Here is a 17,355-nt window from a genome sequence, read left to right as displayed (position 1 = left end):
TTTATAATTTTTATTAACAAGGATTACTTTTTATGTTCAATAACATAATCAATGGCCCAAGCCAATGTATTAGCATATAAAACAGCATTATAAACAACACCATTATCTGCATAATTCTTTGGTTTAGGAACACCTTGACTATCAAAATTAGAAGGGAATATAGATAGATTCTTATAATCTTTCTTCCCTATAAACCATCCGCCATCTCCAACAAACACAAACCCTAAATCACGATGTTTCATAGCCCAAATAGAATTAACATCTCCTTGTTTTGAAACTAAAGGAACATAACTATTTGGCAAATTAGAGTAATACCATCCATTATGTGCATCATTCCCCATCACCTTACCAGATAAATCTCCAAAAGGCCCTTTTATAATCGATTCGTTATTTGCAGAAGACAACACAGGATTCAGCATAGTATAATTATTAGACACACTTATACTACTACCTCCTACTGTTAAACCAGCTAACCTTTCTATAACATTCTTAGTATATGTTCTAGGTGTACTCTCATCTCCAATGATTAATACTCCTTTCTTATCACGTACAAATGCAACTAATACATCTTGTGTTTCTGTTCTAGTAAAATTATATCCTATTACATTGATAATAATATCCACATTATTGGAAGCAATGAATCTATCCAGGTCAGCTCCTTGAGCATTAGTACTTAATACTCTCACCGAATTCACTTTTACTGTTCCCATTGGGCCAAAATTAGTACTACTCTTAAGAATTGCTCCTCCAGCATAAACAGTACTACTATTGGCACCGTAATTTGTTCCACCTAAAGACAATACTACTATATCGTGTGCTTTTACTTGTGCAACTACAGAGCACAGAGACGAATTAGAATCTAATCCTTCTGCTATAAGATTAAACACTGTCAGTCCTCCTGTAGTAAATATCCCAACTGGATCTAAAGTCACTGTTGCTTTTCCTTTCATTCTATCCGAATCAGTAAAAACACCTGTTTTTGTAAAATAAACACCATTAACAGTATTTGTTTTAATTGTATAATTCTCTGCATACCCTACATTTACACTTACTTCAATACCATGTTTACCTGCTTGTAAAGGAGTATTTACCAAAAAATTGTTATTTCTACTAGTAGATCCATTTGAAAAAGCAAAAGCACTAGAACAATCGAATGTATAATTCTTAGAACGTTCCACTACATTTATAACTGGAAAAGAAGAACAGAAAGCTCCCCCTGAATTAGGTGTTATAGTAGTAAACTCAATAGTTTTTGCTTTTACAGGAATCTTCACATATTGTCCATTTTGCATCTCTGGATATAAGGTCACATACTGTACATTATCAGATCCATTAAAAGTCAAAGTTGTACTTGGTGCAACAAATTTCACAGGAGTATCTGTTGTTCCTTTTATTATTCCATTTAATTCTATATCAACTATACCAGGCGCTAATACTTTTAAAGGAAGTAATATAGAGTTACTCTTAGTTAAAAAAGTATCTTCTTTATATTCTCCTCTCATTTGTATTTCATTAGTATTACATACTAATTCAAAACTAGTAGGAACTACTTTTACTTCAGCTGTAACGTTAGATGTTTTATTATTCTTTGAATTCGTAATAAACTTAAAAGTACTATTTACAACATTTATTGGAACTCCTTGCGCATATAGATATATCTCCGCTCTCCCTTCTTGTGTAAACTCTCCTGACCCGCTAAAACTAATACCATTTAGAGTCTCTGTACTTTGTACTCTCCAGAACCCTACCGTTGTCACATCAACAAGAACTTTAATTTTATTATCATTTGCATTTAAAGCAACTCCTTTATAAGCTGACCAAGCAACATCAACTGTTTGAGGTTCTACAAGTCTAAAATCTAACTCAGATGATTTCACTTTAATACGTATAGAAGTACAAGTCGTATCTTTCTTACCATTTATCATAAAAGTAACTAGATCTCCTGGTGTTTCATTTGGTTCTAATGGGGTTCCAAATCCTTCTAATGCAATTGAATAAACTCCTTTTGTTTCGAATATTCCTGATTTACTAAAAGAATACCCATTTGTTGTTACTGCACTAATATTATATGATCCTGTTTCTACCACATTAATTGTAATGTATAAAACATCTGTATCTCTTAAACTTTGGCCTTGTTTTAATTCTTTAGCTCCACTCGAATTTAAATAAACCTTAGAACAGTCTAAAGTTAATTTTGCAGGAGGCAATGTTCCACATACACTAAGCCATTTATTTGCTGTTGTACTCCAATAGTTGATACAATCATTATCTGTATTATAAATAACAAGTCCATTTCCTCTTACTTTATCGTCAATATTAATTTTATCCCTTTCAACGGTGGTCATTCTAGGCAATAGAAAACCTTTCGTAACACTTTCTAATTCTAAGATAGAATATGGAGCAGCAGTAGCATTTGTCACACCTGCAACAGAACCATCTTTTAACTTCGTCATATCATTTTGTCCAAAAGACAATGAAGCATTTACAAGAAATAGAATCATAATCAAAAGAACCGAATAAAACGAATCGATATGTAGTTTTTTAATTTCCATCAATATTATTTTTAATGATTACTATTTTACTAATAATGCTTCTAACGCTTGCAAGCGTTTAGCCATTTCATTCATTTCAGTTTCTAACTTCTCAATGCGATATCCTTTTTTATTCAGCTCTTTTTGTTGATCAATAACATGTAAAAAGAGTTCTTCTGTCTTTTCTAATAGCTGAATAGATAATTCAGACACATTAAATGAGTAGCCTAGATCTGTTTTCTCTAAATCTGCAATAGGAGTTATACCTGGTAGATGTCTATTCGTTCTAATAAATCTATCTACACTAGTTAAATCATAGAACTTATAATCGTATTTTAAATTAGAATATCCTTCAAAATAATTATCAAATACATAGTCTGCATAATAGCTATTCGTAGCAGTTATACTACCATTTATTCTCAATTTTTCATTAGGTACTTTAGCTGAATCAGACTTTTCAGAATACCCAATTCCTACCCAACCATTGATGTAGATATCTTGGTTATTTTTAGTAGCCTGTTCTGTTGTATTAACAACGTACCAAGGTTCTTGAGCGATCTGATTAAACGAAATAAAAGTAGGGCTCTTTAATTCATCTGTATAGATTAATTGCTTCGTATTAATATCAGCTTTTAATGAAGTTAACGTTTCTGAATTAGTAAAAATATCAGCTACATAAATAGTTGTGATATCCTTATTTTCATCACTATACACTAATGCTTTCCCCTTACTATTATAATCATCTTCTAGCTTTAATGATGTAACTGTTTCTATTCCAGAAGGACTTCCGTCACTTCCAATACCACCAAACAAATCACTCCCTTTAATATCTACAAGATCTTCCTGTTCGTTTTTATATACAAACTTCTTTGCTTTATAGGTTCTTAATAAAGAAGGTACAACAGGAGCATTAGGATCTATTTCTTTTTCTTTATCTACATGCACCTCCATCATTTCACCAGTAACAGGATTTTGTTCTAAATAAACATACATTGTTATCTCTTCAGGAGTCAAAGTAGTTAAGGTCTCAAATTTCCTAATAACCTCACTAAGTTTCATTGTTTCTTCTTCATTGGTATCTTTATTAATCCAGGTAAAGATATAATCACCTTTATCCTCAATAATTTTCACACTATTCGGATCAGCTATCTCCTTTATGTAGTGATTCAAAGTTGTATTAGAAACAAGAGTATTCCATTTATCTCCACTCCAGAAATAAAAACCTGCCAACATATCTTTAGTACCTGTATGATATACTATTAGACTATCTGGATAGTCTGTTCCTACTATTGTCAACTTATCTGTACTGTTTTTTAATTCAATACGCGGGATCAAAACTCCTTTATTATTAGAATAAATTTCTAATTCAGATGAGCTATTGGGCAAATGGGTTCCTATTCCAGTCTGACCATACACACTACTAACTAGTGTAAAAATTATCATAATAAGAAAATTCGGCTTTTTCATTTTATTGTATTTTTTATGGTTAAATGTTAATTGTTTTGTATAAAATTACAAACAATTACGAACAAAAAACATAAAAAACAATAACAAATATATATTTTTATATAAATAAAAATTAATACACAGAACAAATGAAAAAACAATCAATAAAAATTATTTTTTTTTAATAAAAAAACTGATAAATAGTTAAAAAAATAACGAAAAAATTAATAATTAAAATCAACATTTTTACAATAAAACAATAAATACATCTAAAAAAAATATTTTTTAGCAGATCAAAAAACTGTAGTTTTCATTCTTTTACAATAAAACACCTCTCGCAAACAAATAGTATTATTTACTTTTTCACTTCTTCTTATTTAGCATAATCCCCCCTTCTTATATACTTTTATAATTTTAAAACTTACATAAAAAAGAAGAGTCACCTCATCACAAGGTAACTCTTCTCAAAATTGTGTTATAAAAAATCACACTTTCGTGTCTCGTCAATCAAAATAATCAGAATTTAAACAATACTATCTTTCACTGACAGATTACTCTGCTGCCCAAAAAGCCCACTCTTTACCATTAAAAACACACATCATATTTGATTTTGTATCATAAACTATCGTACCTGTTGGTGGAGAAACTATGTTTAAATGTGGGCTTTCTACTCTAGGTAAAACCAATGCTTTACTTGGGCTATCTAATACAAGAACTCCATCTATGGCCACAGAAGGGTCATTTCCTATTAAAATATTAGCACTTGCTATTTCAGTTAATTTATCTTGGGCTATTATATTTACCTCACCTGTATTAATCGATAAATCTACCCATTGATTTATACCATTAGAGTACTTAATTTTTTTATCTACCACATCGTAAATTAATGTGCCTTCCACTGCACTAGTCGCAAGAGCTCTATTAATCTTAGGTAAAACTATACCTCGGGTATCATCATCAGGAAACTCTAGTATAGAGTTTGGAGATAAAAAATAATCTTTACTCCCAATATTTATTTGTTGGCTCCATGCAGATAAAGGGATAATACCCACACAAAACAAAATATAACTAAAAAAAATCTTATTTTTCATTTTCTTCTTGTTTTTAATTGTCAGGGCATGATTGCACTATACAAGCCCATATTTTACCATTGTACAACTTCATACACTTATTAGTTGTATCATAAACCATCATCCCTGCTATAGGGTTTGAAAACGCCTTAATCTGTGTATCAGTTAATCGAGTAAGAACAAATCCTTTAGATTTAGATTCTAAATAAAGAATTGCATTTATACCATCTTCTGCTAAAAGCTCTCCATTACTACGATCTAAACTAGTCATGATAACAAAATCAGCATTTTTCTTTACTATACTACCTTCTACTCCTGGATAATAACAAATTAAACTACCTCCACAGAATGGAATTGTTGGATCTAATACAGTATACGCATCATCCAAGCTCGAATTAATACATACATCCTCAGAATTTCCTATTAACTCTATACTTGCTCCAAAATCAACCACTTGAGCAATATCTGCATCAGGGACTTCACTAGGTTTAGTGTATTTATTTCCTGTTGCGGCTTCTATTATTGCTAAGAAATCTAATGCCTGTAACTCATATGTTAATTCTAAGGTGCTTCCTCCATTAATATTTAAGCCTTCGACAATGTGCATTCCTTCTTCACTTTCTATCATTCCTTGTCCCAGATTAGATTGGAATTTATTAAACCTAAAGTCTTCATGATACAAAAACATAATTCTCAAATCAGCAAATGTAACAGTTGGATTTGGGTTTTTTACTTTAGCCTTAATTGTAATAATGCCATTTTCTTTATAACATTTATTCAAAACAGGCTCAATACTTATTTCAGGAGATAATACTCTAGGCTGATAAATCATTTCAACTTTAGTAGATGTACACGATGTAAAATTATTGTAATCACAACTCTCTATAGTCAGTACCTTATTCTCATTAAGACTTGTATATGTCAATTGTCCTCTATTTTCGTAGACTTTTGCTACTGCATCGTCTTTAAAACGTACCCTTGCTGTAATTGTAGTAAAAGTCATAGGGTCTAATTTAACCTTATCTATCTCTAGCTTTCTGGTTCCTTCATAATTATTGAAAATTGCATCATTAAAAGCACCTTCTGTAGACATCAACCCTCCATCAACCCAAAACATTCCTTCAGGTAATTCATCCTCAATCTTAACATAACGGGGTTCACATGAATAATTCCACACTTTAAATGTATACTCAAAACCACTACATGAAACTACCTTTGCTGGTGCTTGTAATGTAAACTCTATCCCATCTGGATTAGGAGATGCAGGTCTTGGACAATTTAACTCAAAATCTCCAATTGCAATTCCTTGATATCCTCTTGACTTAGTTCTATAATGAATTTTATGCTTTATTTCTATTCTTGTCACCTCATGCGGAAAAGTAACAACTGCTGCCCCATTTTTATTCGAAATACTAGACCGTTTTAATCCTGTGACAATACCTCCACCAATAGAGAAAGTCTTTTTACTACTATTAGAACTACTCGAAATCACACCTCTATAAGTCGTATTACCACAATACCCTATTACCTCTACCATATCGGTACTTGTACTAGTTTTATCTATTCCATAAATTTTAAATTTAGCAAAAGTAGCCCCATCCTTAAATGTAATATTTGTAATCGAATAGTTATCATCACTTCCTCTTACCCCTCTAAATTTAGACTCTAAAAGAGTTCCATTAGACACTCTTGGATATTTTGACGCTTGCATAGAAGGGGTTTCCTTACCATTACTATAGGTCTTATAAGTAACATCAAATCTCAATCCATTCGACACTGTTAAATTTGACACACTTTTTAATCCAGCAGTCCATTGGCGAGAACTAAAATTAAACAATCCTGTTTCGTTTGTAGTACAAGCATTACATTGTGCCACGGCTGCATCTGCTCCAAAAGTTATATATAATTCGTCTCTATTAATTGGCAATCTGAACAAATGCTCATCAAGCTCCCCTCCTATGTATTGTCCAGGAATAACAGCTAACCAATTTTGATTTCTAGCATCAGCTTCTGTTTTAGCTACCAACATTTTCACATCATACCCTTGACCACTATAAGGAAAATCTTCTCCACCTGCCCTCACTTCTACTATAGTACTTCCTAAATTAGTCTTCCTAAATAACCAAAATTTATCATCTAATATCTCACTATATCCACATCCATGATCATTTACTTTAGTAGAAGTATATCCTTGACCAATATTAGTTCCCCAGTAGATTGCAGCATTATCTCTATTTAATGGTTCCTCTTGAATTACCCCAAGTCCAACTTCAAACTCTGTTCCTATAGTATTTACTGTCAAAGCTGCCCCTGAAGCAGTAGAACGAGATACAGAAATACTCGTATTAGCATCATCTCTAAAAATACCTGCTACATTATTATGATACCCTAAACCTGTTCGCCCCCATGGCCAGAAAACACTTCCATAAGATGACATATAAGCTGCATTATCTAATGTAATACCATATTTAGTTGCTAAATAACTCTCAATTTTACTTGTCTCAGCTCCATTTAACTTTCGATTGTAAACAATAATTTCTCCTATTTGTCCCATAAAGAACCCTGAAGTCAAACTCGCTCCTCCAATAATAACTCCTTCATCTGGTTTTAAAGCCCCCTTAGCTGCTCCTGTTAATTTATTTCCTTTACTATCTAATGAATATTCTGTTCCACTGAACCTGAAAGTCACATAATTAGTTGCTCCTTCTGGCACATAAGTAGTCTGTAGAGCTGTTGTATTAATCTCATATCCACCATGTCCATCTCTAGCACTAGTAAGACGTACACGTCCCCCCGTTTCTTTTGGACTGAATCCAATAGAAGGTCTTCTTGTAGATTTAGATGAAGGATCAGTACTACCAAATCCCATATAGTACATCCTTTTCTCATTCTTTCCTTTTTCCGCAATATATACACCAAAAACAGTCAGTCCATCAACAAATCCACTAATACCAAGAGGTGTAGCTAAAAATTGGCTACCATTAAACACCAATGCATTATTAAAATTCATTTTGTAACTTCCCTTTAATAAAGTAGGCCTTTGCTTTCCTGCCTGACTTACAGCACTAAAAGTCATATTCAAATGACTATCAGTAGTTACAGGTGCATTTGCCCATTCATCAACTTCAGTAGAAGAATACATTTTAACTCTATTATCTGGTTTTAACCAAAGCTGTACATTCCCTACTCCTCCAGGATATTCTCTTTGAGCAAATAAAGGCATACTCGTCAATCCTAAAAATAAAAGGGCTAAAATCTTATATAAATATCTATACATATCCTGTAGTTTAAACAATTAAAATAAAAAAGATAAAATCCCTTTTACTCCTTTATATATTCAACAATTACATAATAGTTACCAGCTGGGTTATTCTGAATAATAGTCCCCGCAGTACCAATAGCCAAAACTGTCTTTGTCCCACTGACTTGTTTGCTAATCACTCCTCTTGTCATCGAATTACTACTCTCATTAATCAATTTAGCATCTACTACTAGGCCTGAAATTACTTTTGGTAACTCAACAGAGGTAAAAGAAGTAGCTTTATTTAACTTCACTATATATCGCATCACATCTTTTTCATCCCATTTCCCTATAATCTCCTCTTTAACAGTCGAATAAAAATTATCATTCCCTTTTACTGTTTTTGCAATATTTTTTATATGCTCTGTATTTTCAGCTTGATTAACAATAGTCTTAAAATCGTTACTCACATCCTGAGATACGGTAATATATTCTGGAATAGAACTCTCATTTATATATTTATAATAAATCATACCTGCATTAGGTACATTTGCAATATTCTCTTCTACTCCTTCTTTATTATAACGAGTTACATTCGTAACTGTTTCTTTCACAGCAGACGGAACAAAACTCTCTATATATTCCGTAAACACAGTACTTCCTTTTAAAAGCTCTGTCAGCTTCACGTTATTTTCAATACCTCGCTCAGGTTTATATACTAATACAGCCTCTCCTTCATCATACACCGTAGATAATGATGTCAAAGACTCAAACGTCTTAATAACATCACTAAGTTTCATTGTTTCTTTAATATTAGTATCCTTATTAATCCATGTAAAAATATAGTCTCCTTCATCATATGTAACCGTAACACTATTCGGATCCGCAATTTCTTTGATATAGTGCTGTAAAGTAGTATTAGAAACTAAGGCATTCCAATGATTCTCAGCCCAAAAATAGTATCCCGCTAACATAGCTTTAGTTCCCGTATGATAAATCATCAAACTTTCAGGATACTCTGTTCCAACAATAGTAGACTTATCTTTAGTATTTTTTAATTCAAGACGTGGAATTAGAACTCCTTTATCTTTAGACTTAATCTCTAACTCAGAAGAACTACTTGGAATTTGAGTTCCAATACCAGTTTGACCATACGCTCCTATTCCAAGTGTGAATATTATTAAAATTAGCAAATGTGGTGTTTTCATTATATTGTGTTTTTTATTAATTACAATCTAAATATTCTATCAAAAATACAAATATTAACACAATTTTAAATACATTACACTATACAAATTTATTTTTTATATAAAAAACAACGAAACAAAGCAAGTATTAACAAAAACAAAATAAAAAACAACAGTGGTAAAATTTATAAACACTCAACACTTAAACATATTATTAAAAATTCTTATACCCATATAGTATATTCAACATAAATGATAAATTAAACACATTAATTACAACTTTTTATCAATATAAAAAACCTATAAAACTGTAATTATTATATATACACATTAAACAAGGCCTTGATTAGAATTAAAAATTCTATAACAAAAATATTTTATTCTTATAGTTTTTTTCTCAAAAATCATATTTATCGCCCTTCAATTGAAAAATTAGGATTCATTCTCACTTCAAAAAGTATTTTATATACTTTGTTGAAAATAAGATGCTAAACAGATTGATAAGACTTATAGGAAAAAATGTTCTCCTCTTTCCTTACTTCCTTTATATGATAGAAATTAAAAATTCCTGGTTCTCTTCATACATATATTCAGGAAACTGAAGGATTACAATGCTATTCCCTTTAGAAAAATTCTTTATGCATGTCTTTTTTCGATATATGACTCTGTATCTACCCACTAATGCTTCTCCTTTTTATTGTAATTCACTGCAACTAGGAGTAGAACATACAAGACCCTATTTCTGAAAAACTTATTCTAGATTAAGTGTGCTTCTTTGTTTCTACATATACCTTTGTCTCATCGAAACAGAAAAATAAAACAACAATGAATATATTAGCTTTTGCTGCTACCAATAGCAGTACTTCTATAAACTTAGAATTAGTAAAAAGTGTAACTACTCAATTTGAAGGACATAACATTAATATTCTAGATATCAATGACTATGAGATGCCTATTTATTCACAAGATAGAAATAACCAAGGTGTACCTCAGCAAGCATTAGATTTTAATCAAGCGATTCTAAATGCTGATGCTATTATTATAGGATTAGCAGAACACAACGGTACGTTTAGTACTGCTTTTAAAAACATATTTGATTGGGGGTCTAGAGTGGAGAAAAACTTCTTTCAAAACAAACCAATGATGTTATTATCTACATCACCTGGACCTCGTGGAGGACAATCTGTCATGGATAATGCTTCAAGCATATTTCCTTACTTTGGAGGGAATATTAAATGTCAGTTTTCATTACCTAGTTTTCAAGATAATTTTAGTAATGGATCAATTAACACACCTGAATTAGCTTCTCAATTAACAGAGAAAATTAATAGTTTTAAACAACAACTTTCTTAAGTCTTTAAAAAATCCCTACAAAGATTTTGTAGGGATTTTTACTTTATATACTCATATTATTGTATATAGAAGAAAAGGTTTTAATGATTTCTTTTAGATCCTCTCCTGTAAAGTTTAATTGAATACGCTCTCCTGTTCGCAACCATAATACCAATTGCGATTTTTGACTATCTATCTCTGTGATAGAATAAGAGATTACTTGTTTTAATGGTAGTACCCTATACTCTACAGCACCTCCTGCTCTATTAAAACTAAACATGAATTGAGAATACGTTAGTGTAAACTGTCCATTTACTCCTCTATATCCTACTTTAAATTTAATCCAACTAGAAAATTTACTAAATGTTGTTTTAGTAACACTAGTATCTACTTTCTTTAAACCATCGATTACATAGTTAACTTCTCCCATATTCACTTTTTTATTTTAAATATATACATTTATACTTATATTCTTTACTTCAATAAAAAAATGAGTAAATAAGACTATAATAATATGTAATAATCACGATACAAATCTATTTCATCTCTATCATTTTACCTCTTTGATTCAAATTCCTTACCTTTGTATTGTTCAAATGCTTACCAATACTAAAGAATATCTTATCTCTTATACTTACCCGATAAGGTAAAGCATTTCCACAGCACTAATCTCTACTGAGAGAATTTTTAGAATCAACGAAAATGAAGAATAACTTTTTTGTAAACTTGTTACAACAAGAGAGCAAAACACTATTTAAATTAAAACACAGCGAACGACTGTGGCATATCCCTTTGATGGCAATGCTCGCTACAGGACTTCCCTTATTAACAGGATGGTATTTTGACAATCTTCAAGCAGGACTTTTAGCCTGTCTAGCAGGATTAGTTATCTTATACCTCCCTTCTAATATTCCTACTGCTCAGCGCATGATCACCATGCTGGTATGTTCCTTTGGTTTTATGTTATCCTTTGCAGTAGGCATATCGTTTAGCTTTAACTTTATTGCTTCTGCTATAGCCTTTGGTATATTCGTTACTGCAGTTCATTGGGTCAACCTATATTTCAATACTCGCCCCCCTGGTAGCTTCTTTTTTATTATGGTAGCTTCTATGTCTAGTAATATGCCATTTGAGTTAGCAACTATCCCTACACGTCTAGGATATGTAGTCATGGGAACCATGTTTGCTTGTATTCTAGCCTTAATATACAGTGTTATAGTAGGCAAGAAATACAACAGTAAAACAACTATACGCCTAGTACGTCCTGTCCCAGTCAAAGACCAATTTGATTACCTTATCAAATCTATTATAGTAGGCGCCTTCATGTGTATTTCTTTATTAATAGGTCATCTATTGAAATTTGACAATCCATATTGGATCCCTATTTCTTGTGCCGCCATTATGCAAGGGATTTCTTTATACCACGTATTGCAACGTGCATTACAGCGTATCGCAGGTACTTTTATCGGATTAGGACTTTGTTGGGCACTTATCTCAGTCTCTACAGCACCTTTATATTTATGTATTTGTATAATGGTACTTCAGTTTATTATAGAAATGTTTATTTCTCGTAACTATGCAGTAGCTGTTATCTTTATTACAGCTCTTACAGTGCTTCTTGCAGAGGCGGGTAATCCTATTATCAGTACACCTAATATCTTAATTCAAGCTCGTTTTATCGATATTGTGACTGGAAGTATTATAGGAGGTATTGGTGGTTGGTTCTTACATCATGAGTATCTAAGAAAACAAACTCGCGATAGTTTGCGCACTACACGATTACAATTACTCAAGAAAAAAAGGCATAAAATAGTAAAGCAATAAATCACATAGAAAAAACCTCTATAGAATCTAATCTATAGAGGTTTTTTCTTTATACCTTTCGGGATGTAAACTCTAAAATGTCTTTTCCTGGATGAAATTCCTCTCCATTCACTAAATTTATATAAAAACAATTGTATACGTTCTTCACTTCACCTTTCTCTCTTTCTAACTCTACCTCAGCTAAGTATTCTACTCCATCTTTTACGTAGGTAAATATAGGTTCGTACACCACAGTTCTAGTAGTGATATCTAATATCCCATACAAGCCATTTTCTTCTAACTGAAATACACAGTACTTGATATTATCCATCAACCGCAAAGAATAAAATATAGGAGATAACAGCCACTCCTGAAGATCTACATTCCACACTCCTACTCTACTTACTTGATCCTTTTTAATCGACACAAAATAAAGAGGTTCTTTTATACTGCTTATCGTTCTAATCTTCTCTAGTAAGAACCCCTGAGGGATATCTTTCTGATCTATTAATAATTCTTTTGCAGGCCAAAGTACCTCATTGTAATAAGAGGTAATTGAGTAATCACTTGGCTTATCTAAACAATCTTTAAGTACTCCGTGCTTTGTCAAGATATAGAATTCGTTTACTCTACTTTCCGCACTAATAGGAGCTACTTCCACTATAAAGAAATGCTTAGAGACTACGGGATAAATATTCAATACATTCTTCCAAATATCTTGTATACTGCGTTCACTTTTAATATCAATTATCTTTAGATGAACAGGAATATACATATCAAATTCATAGTTGACATAATACCTTCCATTCCCTATTGTATCTCTACAGATAGTTGGTTTAGCTATTAAGTGAGACTTAGCTGTCTGCATAGTTACCTTGTATTCCTTCCCTTTATAAGTAATTGGAAAAACAGGTTGAGGAATTACTTCATAGGACTTCACTCTTTTACCTTTCAGATTATACACTCTTACCTCATCATCATTCACTTTTCTCACCCATCGCAATCCATTATCATAGGTACTAACTACTTTTTTGACTATCCGTTTTAATCTATCTTTTTTTGCAAAATACAGATCATCTCCTACCTGAATTAACTTACTACCAATCTGTTTTATCTTGATAGAAGTACCACTTCTATAGAGTTTATCTTTAGTAACCGTCTTTGTATCTAATACCTGCCTTGTATCTAATGCTAATACAGTTACTTTCTCTCTTATGACCTCTGTCCCCCATAGCGGTTTAAAGGAAGAGCTAGTACTCATAATATTAAAGTTAGGCAAGAACTTCCATTGCCAGAAGCGACTATGGACAGTATATGACTGCACAATATTAGCTACTGTAAAACGCCCTACCTCATATAACTCTATTCGATCATATCTGCACTTCAGTACCTCTTTATTCTCTAGGTCTATTACACCGTACATCCCTTGTTTATCACGCACTACAGCATAACCTGACTTAGTGAATAATCCTCCACTAGCATACTGTTGACTAATGACAATTTGTTTATCTTGATTACAATATCCATACATTCCCTTCTCATCTACAAAAGGATATATAGCAGCGGTCTTATTAGTTAATGTGGTATTCATAAGCCTGAAGTTTAAAAAGTCTCTTAAATATAGTGATTTTTTAAACTTCTTCTTTAAAAACAAAAACTTAATTAACTAAATACCAAATACTTTAACACGCTTATATTATTCTTTTTGCAACAATTCTAATTCTAGAATGTACTTATTCTCTAACTCTTTATCTCCACTTAGTACAAAAACCTGTATAGCTCTTTCTAAAAGATAAGGGTAAACCTCTATTTTATTTAAAGTTGTTTTTATCCATGGATATATATCTTTGAACATCATATCTTCTTTATTCGAAATTCCTATCAGTAAATTACAAGCATATATCACATAGTACCTTCCTAAATTTATTTCATAACACTCCTCTACTTCTTCTAAGTATAATATTCCTTCTTTTAACTTTAACCATGCTTTGACATACTCCTTAATGCTTAGATAATCTTCTATCAATTTACTTAAGAAACTTGCTTTACCCCAAGCATCATCCTCTACATATTCCCATAGCGCTTCTCTTCCTACTATCACTTTATCTATATTTCCTATACACTTATAGAAAGACACATAATCCTCCCATCTTTCCTTATTCCATACAGTGATATTCTCTTCCCAAGATTGAATACACGCTTTGGCAATTTCATCTTCTTCTAAATCCAATGCATAATAAACAATGCCTTCTGTAGACATCTCTTCAGGACAAAGGCTATAATATCTTTGTTTTCTTTCCTTCCACTCTACAATGTCTTCTTCATCCCAATCACATTCTGCTAGACTATCTCCAATTAAGTCATAAAAATCTTCTTTCCAACTTACCTCTTGATGGGATATCCATTCAAATGTATTCTTCACTCCATTGTGTAGCAAATACTCTCTATCAAAGCCGCAATACGTATCAAAGTTGGCATTCTTCGCCTGGATAAATAAGGAGATATAATCAGAACGTTGATATAAACTAACTAGATACGCTGCTAGATCTAATGCCTCTGTGAATCCCTGAAAATCATCTTCTCGCCTACTCGCTATCTCTGCTTCAAACAATTTAACTAACAACTGCTCCTCTCTCAATTCTTCTGAATGCAAGAAACCTACTAATACTCGATGTCTATCTATTGCATTCTCATGATTTCTTTCTTTTCCTAAGTATTCATATTTCTTCAAGTAGATAGGTTCAGAGACTAACTCCTTCACCATCTTCTTATACTTTTCTAACATCAAGTTTATCATTTCTTTTCCTTCTTTTTATTGAAATTCAAATTAACCACATATATCTTAAACCTAAAATACAAAAGGCTATCTAATGAAAGATAACCTTTTGTATATATTATGTGATATAGTTTGTTGTCTAGGACAGAGTGTTAAAAAACATTCCTAATTCAACTAGTATCCTATAGCGATATCATCTCCACGAGTATCTGCTCCTGCTTGGTAAGTACCATTTTTATTGACTAAGATTCCCTCTACGCGTCCATAAGGTTTGCGTTCTTTTAGGATATAACCTTTATCAGTAAGCGCTTTTCGCACTCCAGCCGTAATCGCTGTTGGTTCATAATCGATATGATCAGGAAGCCATTGGTGGTGAAAACGAGGAGCAGATACTGCCTCTTGCATATTCATCCCAAATTCAGTTACATTTAGAATCGTTTGAAACACAGAAGTGATAATTGTCGATCCACCTGGTGTACCTACTACCATGTACAATTTACCATTTTTCTCTAAAATTGTTGGAGACATTGAGCTTAACATTCGCTTTTCTGGTTCTATCGCATTCGCTTTTCCTCCCACTAATCCATACATATTAGGTGTACCAGGCTTCACAGAGAAATCATCCATCTCATTATTCAACAAGAATCCCGCTCCTCCTACTATCGTTTTAGAACCATAAGAATCATTTAATGTAGTCGTTGCAGACACGGCATTTCCCCATTTATCGACTACACAGTAGTGTGTTGTCTCATCGCTCTCATACCCGCCTAACTCTCCTGCTTTAATATCAGTACTCTTCGTTGCTTTATCAAAAGACATAGACTCCATACGCCCTAGATTGTATTCTTTATTGACTAACTGATTTACAGGTACTTTATAGAAGTCTGGGTCTCCTAAGTGCTCAGCTCTATCTGCATAAACACGACGTTCTGCTTCTACCATTACTTGTACTGTTTTTTCAGATTGGAATCCCCACTTTGCTAAAGGGTATTTCTCTATGGATTGGAACAAAGAGATTAAGGCAATACCTCCACTACTTGGAGGTGGCATAGAGATTACTTTTAATCCTTTATACTCTCCTACTATAGGCGTTCTCCATTTTGCTTCATAGCGTTTTAAATCTTCAAGAGTTATCATTCCATTACCTCTCTTCATCTCTCCTACGATTAACTCAGCCGTTTTCCCTTCGTAGAACCCTTTATGTCCTTCTTTTTGTACACGTTTCAGCGTTTCAGCCAAATCTTTTTGAATAAACACATCACCTTTTGACCACTGTTCTTTTTCAGTAATAGCTGTACTTTGTGTACTAAATTTCACGAAGTTATCATGTTGTTTAGTGAACTCACCTGCTTGTTTTTCTGTAATACTAAATCCTTTCTCTGCTAAATCTATAGCTGGCTGTACCAATTCTTCCCATTTTAGAGAACCGTACTTAGCATGAGCTTGTACCATACCTGCTATTGTACCTGGTACCCCTGTTGCTAAGGCTCCTCTCATACTCAATTCTGTTATCGCTTCTCCATCTCCTCCCCAATACATATTTTCTCTTGCTTGCATAGGAGCTTTTTCTCTATAGTCTAATGCGTCTATCTTACCATCCTTACCGCGATACACCATAAATCCTCCACCTCCGATATTACCAGCATTTGGATATACCACAGCTAATGCTAACTCTACTGCTACAGCAGCATCTACTGCATTACCTCCTTTTTTTAGGATATCTACTCCTACTCTACTTGCCTCTGGGTGTGCTGATACAATCACTCCATTCTTATACGCCTGTGGATTCTGAGCTACTACTTGTAATAAGCTACCACATAGGATAAAGGCTGATAATATAACTTTCTTCATGTATTGTTGTTTTTGTTACCGCAAGATAGATATTTTGAATTTATTATTAAAATAAGTGTTCAGTTATAGACAAAAATTCAAAAATATATCAACATAAAAGAAATACACTATTAACACT

General features: G+C 32.6%; 11 protein-coding genes. 2 read left to right on the top strand and 9 right to left on the bottom strand.

Annotated elements, in window-relative coordinates; genetic code table 11:
* Window positions 1-23 precede the first annotated feature (23 nt).
* The 5 genes from E0Z07_RS10695 to E0Z07_RS10675 form a co-directional block, all read right to left on the bottom strand.
* The gene (locus E0Z07_RS10695) at window positions 24-2,552 is read right to left on the bottom strand and encodes a hypothetical protein (RefSeq protein ID WP_006256709.1); all 2,529 of its coding nucleotides are present in this window, start codon (window positions 2,550-2,552) and stop codon (window positions 24-26) included.
* A gap of 21 nt (window positions 2,553-2,573) precedes the next feature.
* Window positions 2,574-3,998 carry a hypothetical protein gene (locus E0Z07_RS10690; protein WP_006266687.1) on the bottom strand — a complete coding sequence of 475 codons (1,425 nt, stop codon included), beginning with the start codon at window positions 3,996-3,998 and terminating at the stop codon, window positions 2,574-2,576.
* Window positions 3,999-4,528: 530 nt separating this feature from the next.
* Window positions 4,529-5,068: a hypothetical protein gene (locus E0Z07_RS10685; protein ID WP_039329080.1), complete on the bottom strand. Its 540-nt coding sequence runs from the start codon at window positions 5,066-5,068 to the stop codon at window positions 4,529-4,531.
* A gap of 13 nt (window positions 5,069-5,081) precedes the next feature.
* A complete protein-coding gene (locus tag E0Z07_RS10680) occupies window positions 5,082-8,324 on the bottom strand; it encodes a hypothetical protein (RefSeq protein ID WP_039329078.1) in 3,243 nt (1,080 codons plus the stop codon).
* 44 nt (window positions 8,325-8,368) lie between these two features.
* On the bottom strand, window positions 8,369-9,496 hold the full coding sequence (locus tag E0Z07_RS10675; RefSeq protein WP_006263164.1) for a hypothetical protein: 1,128 nt from the start codon (window positions 9,494-9,496) through the stop codon (window positions 8,369-8,371).
* A gap of 804 nt (window positions 9,497-10,300) precedes the next feature.
* On the opposite strand from E0Z07_RS10675, the gene E0Z07_RS10670 reads away from it, so the two are divergent.
* Window positions 10,301-10,828 carry an NADPH-dependent FMN reductase gene (locus E0Z07_RS10670; protein ID WP_006256715.1) on the top strand — a complete coding sequence of 176 codons (528 nt, stop codon included), beginning with the start codon at window positions 10,301-10,303 and terminating at the stop codon, window positions 10,826-10,828.
* Window positions 10,829-10,871: 43 nt separating this feature from the next.
* On the opposite strand, the gene E0Z07_RS10665 is transcribed toward E0Z07_RS10670, so the two are convergent.
* Complete coding sequence (locus E0Z07_RS10665) at window positions 10,872-11,237, bottom strand: hypothetical protein (protein WP_006256716.1); 366 nt, start codon at window positions 11,235-11,237, stop codon at window positions 10,872-10,874.
* Window positions 11,238-11,509: 272 nt separating this feature from the next.
* Between E0Z07_RS10665 and E0Z07_RS10660 the strand changes: the two genes are divergently transcribed.
* The gene (locus tag E0Z07_RS10660) at window positions 11,510-12,631 is read left to right on the top strand and encodes an FUSC family protein (protein ID WP_131540729.1); all 1,122 of its coding nucleotides are present in this window, start codon (window positions 11,510-11,512) and stop codon (window positions 12,629-12,631) included.
* 49 nt (window positions 12,632-12,680) lie between these two features.
* On the opposite strand, the gene E0Z07_RS10655 is transcribed toward E0Z07_RS10660, so the two are convergent.
* The 3 genes from E0Z07_RS10655 to ggt form a co-directional block, all read right to left on the bottom strand.
* A complete protein-coding gene (locus E0Z07_RS10655) occupies window positions 12,681-14,201 on the bottom strand; it encodes a WG repeat-containing protein (protein ID WP_039329073.1) in 1,521 nt (506 codons plus the stop codon).
* Between the two features lie 105 nt (window positions 14,202-14,306).
* The gene (locus E0Z07_RS10650) at window positions 14,307-15,407 is read right to left on the bottom strand and encodes a hypothetical protein (RefSeq protein ID WP_131540728.1); all 1,101 of its coding nucleotides are present in this window, start codon (window positions 15,405-15,407) and stop codon (window positions 14,307-14,309) included.
* A 153-nt stretch (window positions 15,408-15,560) separates the two neighbouring features.
* A complete protein-coding gene (ggt, locus tag E0Z07_RS10645) occupies window positions 15,561-17,237 on the bottom strand; it encodes a gamma-glutamyltransferase (protein WP_131540727.1) in 1,677 nt (558 codons plus the stop codon).
* Window positions 17,238-17,355: the final 118 nt, after the last annotated feature.

It is taken from the genome of Myroides odoratimimus, from assembly GCF_004337635.1.
GTDB classification, from domain to species: domain Bacteria; phylum Bacteroidota; class Bacteroidia; order Flavobacteriales; family Flavobacteriaceae; genus Flavobacterium; species Flavobacterium odoratimimum.
The sequence above is the reverse complement of the archived record's forward strand: the minus strand, read 5'-3'. Positions and strand labels throughout refer to the sequence as shown.

Bases quoted from the DNA above. Each gene is read 5' to 3' on its own strand.
- E0Z07_RS10695 (WP_006256709.1), bottom strand. From the start codon at position 2,552: ATGGAAATTAAAAAACTACATATCGATTCGTTTTATTCGGTTCTTTTG.
- E0Z07_RS10690 (WP_006266687.1), bottom strand. From the start codon at position 3,998: ATGAAAAAGCCGAATTTTCTTATTATGATAATTTTTACACTAGTTAGT.
- E0Z07_RS10685 (WP_039329080.1), bottom strand. From the start codon at position 5,068: ATGAAAAATAAGATTTTTTTTAGTTATATTTTGTTTTGTGTGGGTATT.
- E0Z07_RS10680 (WP_039329078.1), bottom strand. From the start codon at position 8,324: ATGTATAGATATTTATATAAGATTTTAGCCCTTTTATTTTTAGGATTG.
- E0Z07_RS10675 (WP_006263164.1), bottom strand. From the start codon at position 9,496: ATGAAAACACCACATTTGCTAATTTTAATAATATTCACACTTGGAATA.
- E0Z07_RS10670 (WP_006256715.1), top strand. From the start codon at position 10,301: ATGAATATATTAGCTTTTGCTGCTACCAATAGCAGTACTTCTATAAAC.
- E0Z07_RS10665 (WP_006256716.1), bottom strand. From the start codon at position 11,237: ATGGGAGAAGTTAACTATGTAATCGATGGTTTAAAGAAAGTAGATACT.
- E0Z07_RS10660 (WP_131540729.1), top strand. From the start codon at position 11,510: ATGAAGAATAACTTTTTTGTAAACTTGTTACAACAAGAGAGCAAAACA.
- E0Z07_RS10655 (WP_039329073.1), bottom strand. From the start codon at position 14,201: ATGAATACCACATTAACTAATAAGACCGCTGCTATATATCCTTTTGTA.
- E0Z07_RS10650 (WP_131540728.1), bottom strand. From the start codon at position 15,407: ATGATAAACTTGATGTTAGAAAAGTATAAGAAGATGGTGAAGGAGTTA.
- ggt (WP_131540727.1), bottom strand. From the start codon at position 17,237: ATGAAGAAAGTTATATTATCAGCCTTTATCCTATGTGGTAGCTTATTA.